Origin of the sequence: Streptomyces sp. NBC_00207 (genome assembly GCF_045160965.1) — a bacterium.
In the GTDB taxonomy this organism is placed as follows: Bacteria; Actinomycetota; Actinomycetes; order Streptomycetales; family Streptomycetaceae; genus Streptomyces.
Map to the genome: position 1 here is coordinate 3,273,341 of NZ_CP130715.1, position 14,769 is coordinate 3,288,109.

Annotated in this window: 26 protein-coding genes and 1 other RNA gene; 24 read left to right on the forward strand and 3 right to left on the reverse strand. The window is 69.0% G+C overall.

All coding sequences use genetic code 11. The features are described from left to right. Positions 1 to 3: 3 nt before the first annotated feature. Positions 4 to 738, reverse strand: a complete 735-nt coding sequence (locus OG472_RS15540) for a MerR family transcriptional regulator (RefSeq protein WP_405829917.1) — start codon at positions 736 to 738, stop codon at positions 4 to 6. 77 nt (positions 739 to 815) lie between these two features. Here OG472_RS15540 and rnpB point away from each other — a divergent pair. Further along, an RNA gene (gene rnpB / locus OG472_RS15545) (RNase P RNA component class A) lies at positions 816 to 1,217 on the forward strand. A gap of 84 nt (positions 1,218 to 1,301) precedes the next feature. Here rnpB and OG472_RS15550 read toward each other — a convergent pair. Together OG472_RS15550 and OG472_RS15555 are read right to left on the reverse strand one after the other, a co-directional pair. Then, a complete protein-coding gene (locus tag OG472_RS15550) occupies positions 1,302 to 2,624 on the reverse strand; it encodes a tyrosine-type recombinase/integrase (protein WP_405941559.1) in 1,323 nt (440 codons plus the stop codon). Between the two features lie 387 nt (positions 2,625 to 3,011). Then, positions 3,012 to 3,482 (reverse strand): hypothetical protein, encoded by a 471-nt coding sequence (locus OG472_RS15555; RefSeq protein WP_405941560.1) that lies wholly within the window; start codon positions 3,480 to 3,482, stop codon positions 3,012 to 3,014. A gap of 486 nt (positions 3,483 to 3,968) precedes the next feature. Here OG472_RS15555 and OG472_RS15560 point away from each other — a divergent pair, with 486 nt between their 5' ends. The 23 genes from OG472_RS15560 (at position 3,969) to OG472_RS15670 (ending at position 14,668) form a co-directional block, all read left to right on the forward strand. Then, the gene (locus OG472_RS15560) at positions 3,969 to 4,202 is read left to right on the forward strand and encodes a helix-turn-helix transcriptional regulator (protein WP_405941561.1); all 234 of its coding nucleotides are present in this window, start codon (positions 3,969 to 3,971) and stop codon (positions 4,200 to 4,202) included. A 103-nt stretch (positions 4,203 to 4,305) separates the two neighbouring features. Then, entirely contained in the window at positions 4,306 to 4,623 is a 318-nt protein-coding gene (locus tag OG472_RS15565; RefSeq protein ID WP_405941562.1) for a hypothetical protein, read from the forward strand. Beyond that, positions 4,620 to 4,844: a hypothetical protein gene (locus OG472_RS15570; protein ID WP_405941563.1), complete on the forward strand. Its 225-nt coding sequence runs from the start codon at positions 4,620 to 4,622 to the stop codon at positions 4,842 to 4,844. The genes OG472_RS15565 and OG472_RS15570 overlap by 4 nt, the downstream gene beginning before the upstream one ends. Further along, positions 4,841 to 5,092: a hypothetical protein gene (locus tag OG472_RS15575; protein WP_405941564.1), complete on the forward strand. Its 252-nt coding sequence runs from the start codon at positions 4,841 to 4,843 to the stop codon at positions 5,090 to 5,092. Before OG472_RS15570 ends, OG472_RS15575 begins: the two co-directional genes overlap by 4 nt. Next, entirely contained in the window at positions 5,089 to 5,304 is a 216-nt protein-coding gene (locus OG472_RS15580) for a hypothetical protein (protein ID WP_405941565.1), read from the forward strand. The genes OG472_RS15575 and OG472_RS15580 overlap by 4 nt, the downstream gene beginning before the upstream one ends. Then, positions 5,301 to 5,510 (forward strand): hypothetical protein, encoded by a 210-nt coding sequence (locus OG472_RS15585; RefSeq protein WP_405941566.1) that lies wholly within the window; start codon positions 5,301 to 5,303, stop codon positions 5,508 to 5,510. Before OG472_RS15580 ends, OG472_RS15585 begins: the two co-directional genes overlap by 4 nt. Next, complete coding sequence (locus OG472_RS15590) at positions 5,510 to 5,947, forward strand: hypothetical protein (RefSeq protein WP_405941567.1); 438 nt, start codon at positions 5,510 to 5,512, stop codon at positions 5,945 to 5,947. Before OG472_RS15585 ends, OG472_RS15590 begins: the two co-directional genes overlap by 1 nt. Positions 5,948 to 6,040: 93 nt before the next feature. Then, positions 6,041 to 6,625 carry a hypothetical protein gene (locus OG472_RS15595; RefSeq protein WP_405941568.1) on the forward strand — a complete coding sequence of 195 codons (585 nt, stop codon included), beginning with the start codon at positions 6,041 to 6,043 and terminating at the stop codon, positions 6,623 to 6,625. Continuing rightward, a complete protein-coding gene (locus OG472_RS15600; RefSeq protein ID WP_405941569.1) occupies positions 6,622 to 6,951 on the forward strand; it encodes a hypothetical protein in 330 nt (109 codons plus the stop codon). Before OG472_RS15595 ends, OG472_RS15600 begins: the two co-directional genes overlap by 4 nt. Then, entirely contained in the window at positions 6,948 to 7,292 is a 345-nt protein-coding gene (locus OG472_RS15605; RefSeq protein ID WP_405941570.1) for a hypothetical protein, read from the forward strand. The genes OG472_RS15600 and OG472_RS15605 overlap by 4 nt, the downstream gene beginning before the upstream one ends. A 110-nt stretch (positions 7,293 to 7,402) precedes the next feature. Beyond that, positions 7,403 to 7,654, forward strand: a complete 252-nt coding sequence (locus OG472_RS15610; protein ID WP_405941571.1) for a hypothetical protein — start codon at positions 7,403 to 7,405, stop codon at positions 7,652 to 7,654. Between the two features lie 103 nt (positions 7,655 to 7,757). After that, positions 7,758 to 8,579, forward strand: a complete 822-nt coding sequence (locus OG472_RS15615; RefSeq protein WP_405941572.1) for a PD-(D/E)XK nuclease-like domain-containing protein — start codon at positions 7,758 to 7,760, stop codon at positions 8,577 to 8,579. A gap of 8 nt (positions 8,580 to 8,587) precedes the next feature. Next, positions 8,588 to 9,352, forward strand: a complete 765-nt coding sequence (locus OG472_RS15620; RefSeq protein ID WP_405941573.1) for an ATP-binding protein — start codon at positions 8,588 to 8,590, stop codon at positions 9,350 to 9,352. A gap of 76 nt (positions 9,353 to 9,428) precedes the next feature. Next, positions 9,429 to 9,797 (forward strand): hypothetical protein, encoded by a 369-nt coding sequence (locus tag OG472_RS15625; protein WP_405941574.1) that lies wholly within the window; start codon positions 9,429 to 9,431, stop codon positions 9,795 to 9,797. Beyond that, positions 9,794 to 10,063: a hypothetical protein gene (locus OG472_RS15630; RefSeq protein ID WP_405941575.1), complete on the forward strand. Its 270-nt coding sequence runs from the start codon at positions 9,794 to 9,796 to the stop codon at positions 10,061 to 10,063. The genes OG472_RS15625 and OG472_RS15630 overlap by 4 nt, the downstream gene beginning before the upstream one ends. After that, positions 10,060 to 10,503: a helix-turn-helix domain-containing protein gene (locus OG472_RS15635; RefSeq protein ID WP_405941576.1), complete on the forward strand. Its 444-nt coding sequence runs from the start codon at positions 10,060 to 10,062 to the stop codon at positions 10,501 to 10,503. The genes OG472_RS15630 and OG472_RS15635 overlap by 4 nt, the downstream gene beginning before the upstream one ends. Continuing rightward, positions 10,503 to 10,853: a helix-turn-helix domain-containing protein gene (locus OG472_RS15640; RefSeq protein WP_405941577.1), complete on the forward strand. Its 351-nt coding sequence runs from the start codon at positions 10,503 to 10,505 to the stop codon at positions 10,851 to 10,853. The genes OG472_RS15635 and OG472_RS15640 overlap by 1 nt, the downstream gene beginning before the upstream one ends. Before the next feature lie 47 nt (positions 10,854 to 10,900). Further along, complete coding sequence (locus OG472_RS15645) at positions 10,901 to 11,782, forward strand: hypothetical protein (RefSeq protein ID WP_405941578.1); 882 nt, start codon at positions 10,901 to 10,903, stop codon at positions 11,780 to 11,782. After that, positions 11,766 to 12,389 (forward strand): DnaA ATPase domain-containing protein, encoded by a 624-nt coding sequence (locus OG472_RS15650; protein ID WP_405941579.1) that lies wholly within the window; start codon positions 11,766 to 11,768, stop codon positions 12,387 to 12,389. Before OG472_RS15645 ends, OG472_RS15650 begins: the two co-directional genes overlap by 17 nt. Then, positions 12,386 to 13,759: a replicative DNA helicase gene (locus OG472_RS15655; RefSeq protein ID WP_405941580.1), complete on the forward strand. Its 1,374-nt coding sequence runs from the start codon at positions 12,386 to 12,388 to the stop codon at positions 13,757 to 13,759. The genes OG472_RS15650 and OG472_RS15655 overlap by 4 nt, the downstream gene beginning before the upstream one ends. Then, positions 13,756 to 14,076, forward strand: a complete 321-nt coding sequence (locus OG472_RS15660; protein ID WP_405941581.1) for a hypothetical protein — start codon at positions 13,756 to 13,758, stop codon at positions 14,074 to 14,076. Before OG472_RS15655 ends, OG472_RS15660 begins: the two co-directional genes overlap by 4 nt. Further along, complete coding sequence (locus OG472_RS15665; protein ID WP_405941582.1) at positions 14,073 to 14,252, forward strand: hypothetical protein; 180 nt, start codon at positions 14,073 to 14,075, stop codon at positions 14,250 to 14,252. The genes OG472_RS15660 and OG472_RS15665 overlap by 4 nt, the downstream gene beginning before the upstream one ends. Continuing rightward, on the forward strand, positions 14,249 to 14,668 hold the full coding sequence (locus OG472_RS15670; RefSeq protein ID WP_405941583.1) for an HNH endonuclease signature motif containing protein: 420 nt from the start codon (positions 14,249 to 14,251) through the stop codon (positions 14,666 to 14,668). The genes OG472_RS15665 and OG472_RS15670 overlap by 4 nt, the downstream gene beginning before the upstream one ends. Positions 14,669 to 14,769 lie beyond the last annotated feature (101 nt).

Here is a 14,769-nt window from a genome sequence, read left to right on the forward strand (position 1 = left end):
CCCTCATCCCCTGCCCTTCTCCATGAACGCCTCCATGACCAGGCGTACGACCTCGGCCTGCGCGGGCGCGTACTCGGCGAGCAGCGCCTCCTTGAACCCGGGCACGACCACCCCGTCGGAGGGGATCGCGGCGAACACCTCGTCGGGGACGGCCGCCACGAGCTCCGCCGCCAGCGGCGGGATCCGGGGATCGTCCACGGGGGCGTCGGCGAGCGCGTCCAGCCGCTCGTACAGCACGAGCACCGCGGGATCGGCGGCCAGCGGGCCGAGCGCGGCGTAGAGCTCCTGGCCGCCCAGGCCCGACGCGTCGATCAGCGTGAGGTGCTCGCGGTCCATCGCGGCGGACGGCGAGGCCGTGGGCGGCGCCTTCGCCAGCAGTTCGGCGAGCGCGGGCGAGAGGGGCTCGCCCTCCCCCGGCCCGGCGGCGAGCAGCACCGCGAGCCGCCGGCGGCGCTCCACGATCTCGGCCTCCTGCCGGGCCAGGTCGGCGTCGAGCTCTTCGAGTACGTCGGCCAGTTCGCGCCCGGCGTCGTCCGCGAGGACGTCGCGCACCTCGTCGAGGCTGAGCCCGAGCTCGGTGAGGCGGCGTACGCGGGCGAGCAGGACCGCGTCGCGGACGCTGTAGGCCCGGTATCCGTTGGGGCGCCGCTCCGGCTCCGGGAGCAGCCCGACATGGTGGTAGTGCCGGATCGCCCGGGTGGTGACCCCGACGACCGCGGCGATCTCTCCGATCCGCATGACCCCAGTAGAAACCCTGCCGTTGCGTCAAGGTCAAGCGCGGCCATCGCCCCGGGTAACATGTCCACCACGGCAGACGAGTCGGCCGGGCGGCCGCGTCGGGATCCTCGGATCCCGCCGAGGAACGTCCGGGCTCCACAGGGCAGGGTGGTGGGTAACGCCCACCCGGGGTGACCCGCGGGACAGTGCCACAGAAAACAGACCGCCGGGGGCTTCGGTCCTCGGTAAGGGTGAAACGGTGGTGTAAGAGACCACCAGCGCCTGAGGTGACTCAGGCGGCTAGGTAAACCCCACCCGGAGCAAGGTCAAGAGGATCCGTCCCCGGACGGGTCTGCGCGAACGCTCGAGGGCTGCCCGCCCGAGTTCGCGGGTAGACCGCACGAGGCCGGTGGCAACACCGGTCCTAGATGGATGGCCGTCTCCCCGGCGACCGCGAGGTCACCGGGCGACAGAACCCGGCGTACAGGCCGGCTCGTCTGCCCTACGGGCTCCTGACCTGCTCAGGAGCCCGTTTTTTCATGATCCAGAATCATCGTGGGCGGAATCTGGGGAGATCCACTTCCCTAGGACGCTTCGGGGGGCTCTGCCTCTTCGGCCGACGCCATCCAGGCACCCAGGGCCGCGAGCGCCCGGCGCCCCGACTTCGGCATGAAGTGCACGTAAGTCCTCAGCGTGAACGCGGGATCGGTGTGACCCAACCACGCAGCCAGCTGGGTAATGGTCTCACCCTCAGCCAGGACGACGCTAGCGAAGGTGTGCCGGGTGACGTGGAAGCCCTCCTCGCGCGGCATCTTCCACGCGGTCCGCTTCCACGGCTTCTTACCCTTCCCCTGCACCCACTCATAATCGGGCTCCGGAATTACCTTCGCCCGGACGAGCGCGGGCTTCCAGTTCTTCTCGTCGAAGGTGCTCCGATTGATGGCCCCACCACCGGCACCGCCGGTCCTTGCGGTGGTCACTAGTAGACGTACTGTCCGTCTCGGCCGCTTCTCCCATTCAAGATTGGGCCGGTCTGGATCCACCCAGGGAAGCGTCACCTCGATGGTCGGGAATGCCTTGGCGTAATCCGTGATGGCGGCGGCCAGCTCCGGCGGGCACGGCGCCGTTCGCGTTTTGTTGCCCTTCGGTGGCGCAAAGGCTGGCCGGCCGCCCACCAAAACGACCTGGCGCACGACGTTGATCTCGTCGCCGCTCACGTCGTCCGGGGAGAAGCCGAAGCACTCCCCCTGCCGCAGGCCCGCGCCAACTGCCAGGTTCAGCAAGATGTCGTACCGCGACCCGAGGGCCTTCCGCATCGCAGCAACTGTCTCCTTGGTCCATGCCTGCGCCTTCGACGGCGGGGACGTCGGAGCCGACAGATCGGCATCCCTGAAGGGGTTCTCGGGGATCCGCTTGGCTTTGTGTGCAGCCTGCATGATCGAGGAGAAGTGCCGCCACGTGGTGCGCACCGTGTTGACGTCGATGTCCTCTTCAACGCGGGTAAGCCAGCGCCGGACTTCGTCGTGGCCGATGCGGTTCAAGGGCAGGTGCCCCACGTGGGGCAGGATGTGCCGAAAGACGCGGGATTTCATGGATTGCTTTGTGGTGGGCGGCTGCCGAAGGTTCGGCCACCAGTGCTTCCGGACGTACTCGTCGAGGAGCATGTTGCCGTCACGCGGGTCGTAGAAGGTTCCGCGGCTGGTGTCGGTGGCCGAGTCCTTGAGCCACTTCTTGGCACCGTCGGGCCCTTCGAGCTTCTCGAAGCTGCGGTCGCGGGCGCCGGGGATGCCGGCTACCCGCCACCGCTTGCCCTGCCCGTGCCGTTCGGTTTCAACCCGCGTGGGCTTGCCCGTCTTTGGATCGGCGGGGCCCTTCTTGTACCAGCGGTCCTCGATGTAGCCGGGCAACGGTGCCTCCGTCTCGCGGGTCCTGCGGGGAGTCGATGGTGACGATCTCCCCATTCCAGACCTGGAACCATGCACCACCGGCGAAGAACTCCGCAGCCACTGGGTTGAGGGCGGCGACGACGTCTTCCAGCCTGGCGTTGCGGTCGATCCGTATGACGATCGTGCCCCGCTTCTCGCGGAGGTCCACGACCTGACCGGGCTCCAGGTCGTCTAGTTCGTATGTGGCGCGCAACATGAGCCCTCCCCGAGTCGGCACAACTGGGACGGGTGCGATCAGTTGTGCACGGTGGGTGAAGACTTTACGACTGTGGGGCAGCGTCCACAATCGGTTGGGGCGGATGGCTGCAAATAGCCTTTACGGATCGGTAGGTAGTCGCTACGGGCAACCTAATCGTCGCGCTGGGCGCGCTCCGCGGCCTCGATCATCGCGCGCCACTGACGGAGTTCTACCTTCGACTTGCCCGCAAGGTGACCGACGATGATGCGGACGTCTTCGTCGTAGCCGGCGAGCTCGGTTGCTTCGTACTCCAGCCACTGCTGGGCTGCGGCTTCCTTGATCCGGCGCTCCGACTTTCGGAGTCCGACGGCGATGGCCCGCAGCTCGTGGGGCTTCGGCGGGTTGGCTGGGGGGTTCTTCACCAGCTTGTGCAGGTACTGCTTCACGACCGTGGCCCCGGTTTCGGGATCCACGGCCCGTTCGGCGATCTGCTGATAGGAGAAGCCTTCATCGAGAGCTTCCTGGATGAGGCGAGAGAGCGCTCCGAGGGGCCCGGGGGCGGGCGGGGCCGACTCAGGGGCGGTGGCAGGCACCGACATCTCCGCTTCCTCTCCATCCACGTTCACGTGGTCTGTCTCCATTGCTGCCCGATTGAACCAGAGAAGTCGCTGGTCAGGCCGTACAACCATCCTGGATCGCAGACGAATCGTCTACAGACCAAGGGTATCCGCACCAGAACTTTGCGGGAACGGCAGATCTGGCCGTCCCAATTTGTGGACAACACGTCCCGGCTGTGGTTACCTAATCTCAGTCAAACCAACTCCATCTCACTGGAGATCCATTGAGCCGCCGCTACGCCCTACGCGACCGCAGCATCCTCAGATGGGTCATGGACCACCCCGGAACGGGGGTCGCGTTCTCCGTCCGAAGCCTGGCCCAATCGGCCGGGTGCAAGGTCGGAGTCATAGGCGGACTCCTCACCGGGCGACAGAAGACAGCAACCGTGGACGACGCGCACTCCATCTCGGAGGCCGTCGGCGTGGCCTTGCTGGTCCTTTTTGCACCCTCACCGTCCCCAGAGAGGGACGATCCGTCCACGCAAACACATCTTCTTGGAGGCGAAACCCGTGAAGTACCCCCCGCGTAAGTACGTCGCCCCGCCGGAAGGGAGTCTCTGGTCCGACGAGGCCGCCAGGTACATCGGCGTCGCCCTGACGACGCTCTACAAGTGGCGCCAGACCGGCTACGGACCGGAGTCGCACACCGTGGGCCGCAAGCTCGCCTACGAGCTGACCGTGCTGGACGACTGGCTGCACGGCCAGGGCCGTACCAACCGCAAGGCCGTCGCCTCCGCCGCCTAGAGCGGTATGCGGCCCCGACCGCCGGTTTCTTCCCGGTCCCCGGCTGGCCAGGGCCTCCCGATCCACCCCTCACCTGCACCTACATGCAAGGAGAAGAGGACCGATGTCGAACATCATCGCCGGTGATCCGGCTCCCACCAACCCCAACCGGCTGGTCTTGTCGACCGGCCAGGAGTACGCCGACGCGATTTGCGAGATTGCGGTGCTGGCCCGTGGCGAGGACCCCGACAGGCTGATCGCTCTGGTCGGTGCTGCGCTGCGGTACGTCGATGCAAATGCGCGGGCCGAGGCCCTGGCCGCCGATAGCGCCTGCCACCGCATCGAGGTCCTGACGGAGGTCGCCGATCTGCTGCGGGACGCCGAAGAGACCGGCGCGGCCCTGCTGGTGGACCGGCTGCTCGAGGGCGGTGACGAGCGATGACCGCGCCGACGCCTGACATCGCCCGCCTGGACGTGCCGCTCGCGCAACTGGACGCGGACCTGCAGTTCCTCCGCCTGAAGCGTGAGGCCGCCGCCCGGATGAAGCAGCTCATGGTCGAGGACCAGCAGTACGACGTCCACCACCTCGACGCCGACAGTGCCTGTGTCCTCCCGGACTGCGAGTACGTCAACTACCTGCCCCGAGCTGGAGGCCAGTCGTGAGGATAGAGCCCGCAAGCGCGCTGCCGGATCTGATCGGCTCGGTCCGCCTCTCGCCGTCTGGGAAGAGCCTCGCGGTGCTGTGGCCGTCGCCGCCCCACGCGGCCCGCTGGATCGTCACCGACCAGTGGGGCTCCACCGGCTACGAGCCGGACTCCACCGTCGCGAAGTGGACCGTCGTCGGCGCAGTCCCTTGCAGCCCGGCGGCCGGCATGGCTCTCGATGGAAGCACGAAGGTGGTGGCGTCGTGAGTACGACTGTCGGCACGCTCAGCGTGCACCTGACGGCGGACCCCGCCGAGATCAAGGCGGAACGCGGCGGCCCGTTCTCGTGGCTGCGGCTCGGCCCGGTCACCCTCCACACCGACAGCTCGAGCCCGGCAGCCCTCCGCATCATGGCTGCCGCCCTCCTCGATCAGGCCCAGCACATGGAGCAGGCCGTGCGATTGGAGCGCGTGTCATGACGACCTGGGATGCGCACGATGCGCGGACGTCGGACCTGTCGGCGGCAGATGAGGCGGCGCTGATTCGCCGGCTGGCCCGCTACCGGTCGGTTGCGGCCCGGCGCCACAAGGGCGGCTGCGTCTGCCCGGCCTGTCACGTCCGCCGGGTCGACGCGAACATGCGGGCCCTGCGGAAGCTGGCCGCCGACGCGAAGCAGGTGGCGTGATGGCGACCGAGACTGTGCTGTCGCCTCTCCTGTGTGACCTCCCCGAGGCGAAGGCACCAACGCCGCCGGCTCGCCCGGCCGACCCGGACTTTGCCGAGTCGCTGGCTTCCGGCCTCACCGAGACCTTCGGCCAGTTCACCGTCCGAATGGCCGACCTGCTGAACGTCGACCCCGCGGATCCGGACGCCGAGTCGAAGCGGGCCGCGCTGCGGCAGCAGCTCTGCCTGGCCCGCGGTGTGGCCCCGGCGGACATCTGCCCGGTCATGGGCTACGACCTGTCAGCGGACGCCTTTAGGCGCGCCAAAGGCGGCTGGGTCGAGCACTTGAAGGCGCACCGGCCGTCGGACTGGACCTACGCCGAGCACGACCGGGCCCGCGGCTTCTGGGCGAACGCCCGCTCGGACCTGATCCACGAATGGCCGGAGGTCGAACGATGACCCTCCGCCGTGCCCGCTGGCTGACCGCCGGCACTGCTGCCGCCTCACTCCTACTCCTCGCCCTCGGGCGCCGCATCCAGACCGGAGGCCGAAGTGCCTGACGCACCGCTCGACGCCCGAGCCGAGATCACGCTGCTGCGCGACGCGATCCACGCCAGCCACGAGCAGGGCTCCCACCTCCACCACGTCTTCAGCGGCTGGGAGGAGTGCGCTCCCTGCGAGAAGGCCAACGAGGAGGGCGATGGCACCTTCGCCTGCGACGCCTACAAGGCCTGGCAGAAGGAGGCCGAGGCGGGACACCGCTCCCGGGCGGAGGTGGCGGTCGACCAACTGGTCGCTGCTCTGGCCGAGACCCGTACCCAGCTGGAGATCGCCGAGCGGCAGAACGGGGAGCTCGCCAACGTGATCGCTGGTACCGGCCTCGCCCTCTGGGAGGAGGAGCGGGACCTGGCCCGGATGCGTCTGGCCTGGCAGTCCGCCCGGCAGCGCGCCATCGCCTACGGAGAGGGCATCCTCCGCCAGGTCAGCAACCGCGAGGCGTGGGAGGGATGGGCGAAGGAAGCACAGGCCGAGGTAGTCCGCCTCCAGTCCCTGCTCGCCGAGCGGGACGAGCAGATCGCCGGACTCCTCGCCGACGAGCCCACCCTCGACGACTACCAGCCGGCGGCGCCCCGATGAGCCTCGCCGACATAGTCCGGGAGCGGACCCGCGGTCGCGGCCAGCACCGGGCGGCGGACGACAACGCTCGCCTCCGCGCCGAACTGGACCAGGAACGGGCCCGCACCGCGGACCTGGAACGCCGCCTCACCGTCGCCACCACCGGATGGGACAACGCCAACGCGAAGGTCAGCCAGCTCCGGGACGACCTGTCCCGGGCGGTCGAGGCCACGCGACAGAACCAGCAGGCCGTCTCCTCCCTCACCGCACACTCCGCGGTCGCCGACACCCAGCCCACCCCTGTCGTACCGCTCCACCAGGCTCGCGAGAAGGGACTCCTGTCATGACAGTTCACCAGCACGTCGTTCAGCTGCGCGGGAAGCCCGCCTTCACCGTGAACGCGATCCAGCCCGCACCCGGCCTCTACGTCTACCGCGGCCTGCCATACATCCGATGGGGCGAAGAGTTCCACTGGCACATCAGCCACCACGCGGGGCTGATCATCGCTTCCGCCCAGTCCGCGGTCGAGGCCCGCCGGGTTGTCGACGAGATCGCCGACCTCATCGACTGGACTCTCTCCCCGGAGGAGATCAAGGCCACCATCGGCGCCAACGCTTACGAGGTCCGCGAGCGGATCGTCTACGGCACCGACGCGGTGTTCCACCAGAACCGCCCCGTCGCCGCCTAGAACCCGCCGGGTGCGGTCGTGCACCGACCGGCCGCCCCCGGCGACCCAACCACCGCCCCGGACGGGCTGACCGCCCGCCCGCGGCCGACTACACCCTGAAGGAGCCCAGCATGGACCACTACACCTCGACCATCCCTGCCGAGACCGCCTGCCACGTCCTCTCCGTCTTCGGCCGCGGCGGCTACGCACCCGGACGTTGGAGCCAGCAGCTCCTCGAGCTGATCGCCGGCGCCGACATCGAGAACGCCGCCCTTCTGGCCCAGGCCTTCCCGGCCGAGGTTCAGGCCGTCCAGATTGCCAAGTACGACAAGGACGGCATCAGCCGGCTGCAGGCCATCGCGAACGGGCAGGCCGCCGCGTGAGCCGCATCCAGTGCGCCCGCTGCGGCGACGAAGGTGGGCCCTTCGCCCGCACCGCCGAAGGCCCGGTCTGTGAAGACTGCCTCGACGAGCTGGAAAACGAGCAGTGACCGCGGCCGCCGAGATCGAGCCGGGACTGTACGACATCCCCGCCGAGCTCTACCACTCCGACCCGGTCCCCGGCGGCAGCCTCTCCGCTTCTGGCGCCAAGATCCTCGCCGACTGCCCGGCCCGCTACGGCTACCTCCTCGACCACCCGCAGCCCTTCAAGCCGGAGTTCGAGTTCGGCACGGCGGCTCACACCGTGGTGCTCGGCGACGGGCCGGAGCTGGTGGTGGTGGACGAGGAGAAGTGGAACACCAACGCCGCCAAGGCGAAGGTCAAGGCCATACGGGATGCCGGCGGGATTCCGCTCAAGCAGGCCGACTACCAGCGGATCTGCGATATGGCCGAAGTTCTGGCGGCGGATCCGGAAGCCTCGGAGATCTTGACCCCCGGGTCCGGTCTCGCCGAGCAGTCGATCTTCTGGCCCGACGGCCCGATCTGGTGGCGCAGCCGCTTCGACTGGCTCCGCCCCGACCTGATCGCCGACTACAAGACCACCCAGTCCGTCCACCCGGACAAGCTCAGCAAGACCGTCCATGAGCTCGGCTACCACATCCAGGAACACATCTACCGACGCGGTGCGGTCGAGCTTGGCCTCATCCCCGACGGCGCCTCCTTCAAGTTCCTGTTTCAGGAGAAGCAGCCTCCGTACCTCGTGCAGGTCGCCGAGCTCGACCCAGTCGCCCGATACGCCGGCCTCCGACTCACCCACCTTGCAGTCGGCCGCTACCTCTACGGCCGCGAGACCGGCCACTGGCCCGCCTACAGCGAGACCTCCACCGTCATCGGGCTGCCGCCCTACATCGAGCGCCAGTACGCCTAGGAGCAGTCGTGTCCCAGCTTCCCCCGCCCGTCCGAACTGCCCGGCCCCAGCAGGCCGAAGCGGCCGGAGGGTTCGAGTTCCGCCCCGCCAGCAAGGCCGGCCGCAAGGCCCGCCTGTCCATCCAGGGCATGTCCGGCTCCGGCAAGACCTGGACCGGACTCAGCATCGCTCACGGCCTGTCCGAGGGGCGCCAGTTCGCAGTCATCGACACCGAGGGCGGAGCCGCCAGCCTGTACGCCGGCATCGGCGGCATCCAATTCGACTCCGTTTCCATGGACCGCTACGACCCCCGCGACCTCGTCCGCGTCCTCGACTCCGCCGCCCAGGCCGGCTACCCCACCGTGTTCGTCGACAGCCTCTCCCACTTCTGGAAGGGCACCGACGGCACCCTCGCCCAGGTCGAGAAGGCCAGCAGCAGGTACGGCGGCAACAAGTTCGCCGGCTGGAAGGACGGCACCCCGATCCAGAACGACATGGTCGCCGCGATCCTCGCCTACCCCGGCCACATCGTCGCCTCGATGCGCTCCTACACCGAGTGGGTGCTGGACGGCTCTAAGCCCAAGCGGGTCGGCATGCGCCCCGACCAGCGCAAGGGCATCGAGTACGAGTTCGACGTGGCCGTGTCCATGGACATCGACAACCGGCTCGAGGTGCTCAAGTCCCGCTGCCCCGCGCTGAACCGCAAGGTCATCGAGCGACCCAACGGAGCCCGGGACATCGCCGGCCCGCTCCTCGCCTGGCTGAACGCCAACCCCGAGCCCGTCGAGCAGTAGCAGAACCCCCGGGGCGCCGCGGCCCGAACCTGCGGCGCCCCACCCCACCAGTACAGCACGCGAGAGGAACCCTGCTATGTCCGGTCAGCTGCAGATCCCCACTCCCGTCCGCACCGTCATCAACCCGTCCGCCGGCGACGCTGCCAAGCAGCGCGGCATGAAGCGCATCGGCCTCCTCGACCCGACGTGGGCCGCCGACTGCGACGAAGCGATAGCCGAGATGGCTTCCCGCGGAGTCGTCTTCCAGGCCGCCGACCTGGTCCGGCTCGAACTCGTCGGCGAGCCCCCGCACCCCAACTGCTGGGGCCCCCGCTTCGGAAAGGCCGCCCGCCGCGGCATCATCCGCCACGTCGAATTCGGCAAGTCCAGCCGGGCGACCGTCCACCGGTCGATCTGCCACCACTGGATCGGCACCGCCGCCGCACGGGCGGAGCAGGCCGCATGAACGCCTCCGACACCGTATGGACCTGCATCGGCGCCGCGGCTGGTCTCCTCCTCATCGCCACCTACGGCTGGGACGCCTGGCACCTGGGCCGCACCCGCCGCCGCTGGCAGCAGTCCACCGGCAGTGACCCGCAGACCGTCGCCGACGACGTCACCGAACGCCGCAAGCAGCGCGAGATAGCCCAGCTCGAAGCCTGGCTGCGGCTCCCGTTGCAGTCCCGCAACACCATCCCCCACCAGACCCGCCGAACGGAGGACCCCCAGTGACCACCGCAGTCATCACCGGAACCCGGGCAGGAGTCGCCCCCAGCCGCCGCCTCTACCCCTCCACAACCGAGACCTTCTACAACGACCTCGACCTCGTCGCCGTCGAGAAGGCCATGAACGGCGAGACGACAGAACTGACCGCCGACGAGAAGGTCTACGCCGCCCAGCTACTTCACCAGCGGGGCCACGACTTCACCGACATCAGCCGACGCCTCCGGTGCAGCCGCGACACCGTCTCCGCCTGGCACAAGGACAACTGGGTGGCCAGGCAGCGCGCCTTCCTTCCCCCGCCGGAGGAAGACCCGATCGACATCGGCGCCGCCAAGCACGGCCGGTCCGGCTACACCAAGGGCTGCCGGTGCCGTGTCTGCCGCGGCGCCGCCTCCGCCTACTCGCGGGCTCGCCGCGACCGCCTCCGTGAGATGCGGCAGGCCGCCTGATGGGCTACCAGCGCGCCGCCAACCGCAGCTCCTGCCTCCACAACCACCCGTACCCGGAGAACATCGGCCGCGACCGCCGCGGATGGGCGTACTGCATCGCCTGCCGCCGCGAATGGGAGCGCAACCGGGCACCCAGGCCGCGCAACTACGTGCCTGTCGAGCCCGACCCGGCCGCCATCGAGCGGGCCGTCGCCGGCGACCCTCCCGCCCGGCTCACGCCGCGCGAACGGAAAGCCGCGGTCCTCGCGCTCACCAAGCGCAACGTTGCGGCCTGGCGGATCGCCGAACAGATCGGCTGCAGCAAGCGCACCGTGCACCGCATCCGCAGCCAGTACGCCGCCGCGGCCTAGCCAACCACCACCCGCATCCACCGCCGCCAGTCAGGAAGAAGCCTCCGATGGCCGAGAAGGACAAGCGCACCTACGTCAAGGTGCATGACGGTCTGCCGGACCACCCGAAGATCGTTAAAGCGGGCGGGGAAGCCGCCTGGCTCTACGTGTGCGGCCTCGCCTACGCCTCCCGTCAGCTGACTGACGGCGTGATTCCGAAGCCTCTCGCCCTCCGACTGACGGACGGAAGCAACCTCGAAGCAAATGCTTCGGCACTGCTTCGCGTTGGCTTGTGGCACGAGAGCGGCCACGACTGCCCGAAGTGCCCTCCGGCGGAGTCCGACACCTACGTCATCCACGACTACGTCATCCATCAGCGTTCCGCTTCCGAGGTCGAAGACCTCCGCGCCAAGCGTTCTGCCGCAGGTCAGAAGGGCGGGAAGCGTTCCGGCGAGTCCCGTCGTGGTGATTCCAGGGGCGAAGCAAACGCTGAAGCACTTGCTTCGGCTTTGGTGAAGCAAACGCAAAGCAAAACCGAAGCAGAGACAGAGACAGAGACAGAAGTAAAAGAAAAGACTTCTCGAACTCCTGCGGAGTCCGCGGATGCTCCCCCTCGGCACGACGTCGAACGGGTCTGCAAGCACCTGGCCACGGTGATCGAGAAGGGCGGCGACAAACGCCCCCGCATCACCGACAAGTGGCGGACCGACATGCGCCGCCTGCTCGACCTCGATGGCGTCTCGCCCGACCAGGCCATTACCGCCATCGACTGGGCCCACGCCTCCGACTTCTGGAACGCCCACATCCTCAGCCCGGCCAAGCTCCGCGAGAAGTACCCCACCCTCCGCCGGCAGGCCACCGCCCAACAGCGGAGTGCCGCCCCTGCCGGCCCCAGCACCGCCCCCCGATTCATGACCGACGAGGAGAAGGCCAGTGCCCTCAACTTCTGACGACCTGCCCGACCCGCGGGACTCCGTTCGCCGAGAACGCCGCGAGGACGCTGTTGCCGGCTTCCTGGCGCAGACGCCGGTGATCTACCAGCACGACATCGACATCCACCCCAAGGCCGCCACTTGGGCCGACCAGCTCCCGGACTCCCCCCGGAGCCTGTTCCTCACCGGCGCCATCGGTGTCGGCAAGACTCACACCGCCTGGCAGGCCACTCGACGTTGGATCGACCGTCGCATTGCCGACACGGGTCGCCTGCCGTCTGTTGAGACCTGGCGATCCACGGCCCTCTTCGACGCCCTGCGCCCCGACAGCCGCGACTACGACGGTCGCGTCCTCACCGCCCAGCTGCAGCGCGCCGACCTGCTGTACATCGACGACCTGGCCGCAGCCCGCGTCTCTCCTGTCGGGTGGACGCAGGAACGGCTCTACGAGATCTTCGACGAGCGGTACATCAACCGGCGGCCGGTTCTGATCACCTGCGATGTCCTGCCCGGCGAGACCGAGCACCTCGTCGGCGAGCGCGTCCAGTCCCGGCTCCGGGAGATGTTCCGCGGCGGGGTCCTCCTCCTCGAGGGCGACGACCGCCGCCTGGGCGGTGCAGCGTGAGCGCCGACCTGTGGGACGCCCCCGCCGACGAGACCGGACTCGACGGCCCCGCCCGCCCCCGGGACCTCGACGCAGAACACATCGTCGTCGCGAACGTCATGCGTCAACCCGAACTCATCGACGACCTCGCCGCCGCCTTCGACCCCGCCGACATCACCGACGACCGCCTGCGCTGGGTGTGGCACGCAGTCGACGAAATCCGACAGAAGCTCACCGCCGGCGAGATCCGCTACGAGGCCGTCAACACCCAGCTGCAGGCCTGGAAGGCATCCGGCTACCTGCCGATCGTGCCCCTCACCCGCGACCAGCTCGTCGACTTGTACGGCCGCGCCCAGCTCGGATCCACCACCTGGTACGCCGCCAGCATCACCAAGAAGGCCGCCGCCGCCCGGCTTGTCGCCCACGGCTACGAAGCCATCGCCCGCGGCCGGTCCGCCGCCTTCGATCCCGACGAGGACGTTCCCGCCGCCCAGGCCCAGCTCGACGGAGTCCTCGGCGCCACCGACCAGGCCGACATGGCGGTCGTCGGCGACCTCCTCGCTGGCAGCCTCGAGCGAGCCGTCACAAAGCCCACGACCGAGAACCGCATCCCCACCGGATTCATCGACCTCGACCTCCTGCTGTCCGGCGGCTGGGCCCCCGGCCAGATGGTTGTCGTCGGCGCCCGCCCGGCCATGGGCAAGACCACCTTCGCCCTCGGCCTCGCCCGGGCCGCCGCTGTCAAGCACAGCATCCCGACGCTGTTCCAGTCCCTCGAGATGAACAAGGAAGATCTCGCCGACACCCTGCTGTGCTCCGCCGCGCAGGTCGGCCTCCATCACCACAAGCAAGGCACCGTCGACCCCGCAGGTCTGACCCGACTCGCGAAGGCCGCCGGCCAGGTACGCCCCGCACCGCTGCACATCAACGAGACCGGACACCTGTCCGTCCCGTTGCTGCGAAGCCAGGTCCGGCACCTCGTCCGCACTGTCGGCCTGCGCCTCGTGATCGTCGACTACCTGCAGTTGATGTACGCCCCCAAATCCGAGAACCGCCAGCAGGCCGTCGCCGACATGTCCCGCCAGCTGAAGCTCATGGCCAAGGAGTTCGGCATCACGATCATCGTGCTTGCCCAGCTCAACCGCGGACCCGAACAGCGCACCGACAAGCGCCCCCAGGTCTCCGACCTTCGTGAGTCCGGAGCCATCGAGCAGGACGCCGACATCGTGGTCCTGCTGCACCGCGAGGACGCCTACGAACGCGACTCGCCCCGCGCCGGCGAAGCCGACCTGATCGTCGGCAAGCACCGTGGCGGCCACCCCGGAGACATCACCGTCGCCTTTCAGGGCCACTACGGCCGCTTCGTCGACATGGCTTCGGAGGCGTCGTGACCGAGCTGACCCCGGAGGACATCGTGGCCGCCAGGGATGAGGGCGACCTCGTAGCCACCCTTCTTGCCGCTGCCGGGATCCACCCCAAACTGCCCCGCCAGCGAGCTGCGGCCCCGGAGCCCGAGCCGGACATCGTCCACGTCGCCTACCCCGGCGCCTGGCCCACCGGCACCAGGCGGCCGACCCCCGTACCGCCGGCGTCCGGCCCGCAGATCGATGCCGCGGTCGCCGACTACCGGCACTGGATCCTCGCCGACCGTCCTGCCGCACCCACCCGATGCCCCTGTCTCGGCTGCACCCCTGGAGGGATGCCATGACGGACACCTGCCCCAACTGCCTCGAGCGGGACATAGAGCCCGCCCTGGAACGGCGCCGCGGCCAGACCACCCGCGACGGCTACCAGTGCCCCCACTGCAGGCAGCAGTGGGTCGTGATGCGCCATCAGCCGTCGTACCTCACCGCCTCCGAATCCGAAGGGGAGCAGATCGCATGAAGATCACCGACAGTGATCGATTCTGGTCGCACGTAGCTGGCGACTCTGCCGATGATTGCTGGCTCTGGACCAGCAGCCTTGGAGTCACCGGGTACGGCCGATTCAAGTTTCGGGGGCGAGCAGTCCGCGCCCACCGCTACGCCTACGAGGCCCTGAGGTCGGAGATACCGGGCGGCCTGGTTCTCGATCACCTGTGCAGGAACCGGGCCTGCGTGAATCCGTGGCACCTCGAACCTGTGTCCCAGCGGGCGAACGTGCTCCGAGGGGGCGGCGTCGCCGCGCAGGCGGCGGCCAAGACCCACTGCCCTCAAGGCCATCCCTACGACAGCGCAAACACGATCGTGTCCAGCGAAGGCTATCGACGGTGCCGCACCTGCTGCCGGATCGCCGACCGTCTCCGTCGAGCCGCCAAGTGACCGAGCGAATCGACTCCGCCGACCGGCCCGCCGCGTGACCGCCGTCCACGCGGCCCGCTACACCCGCCCCGCCACCCGGCGCCGTACCGACCACACCAACA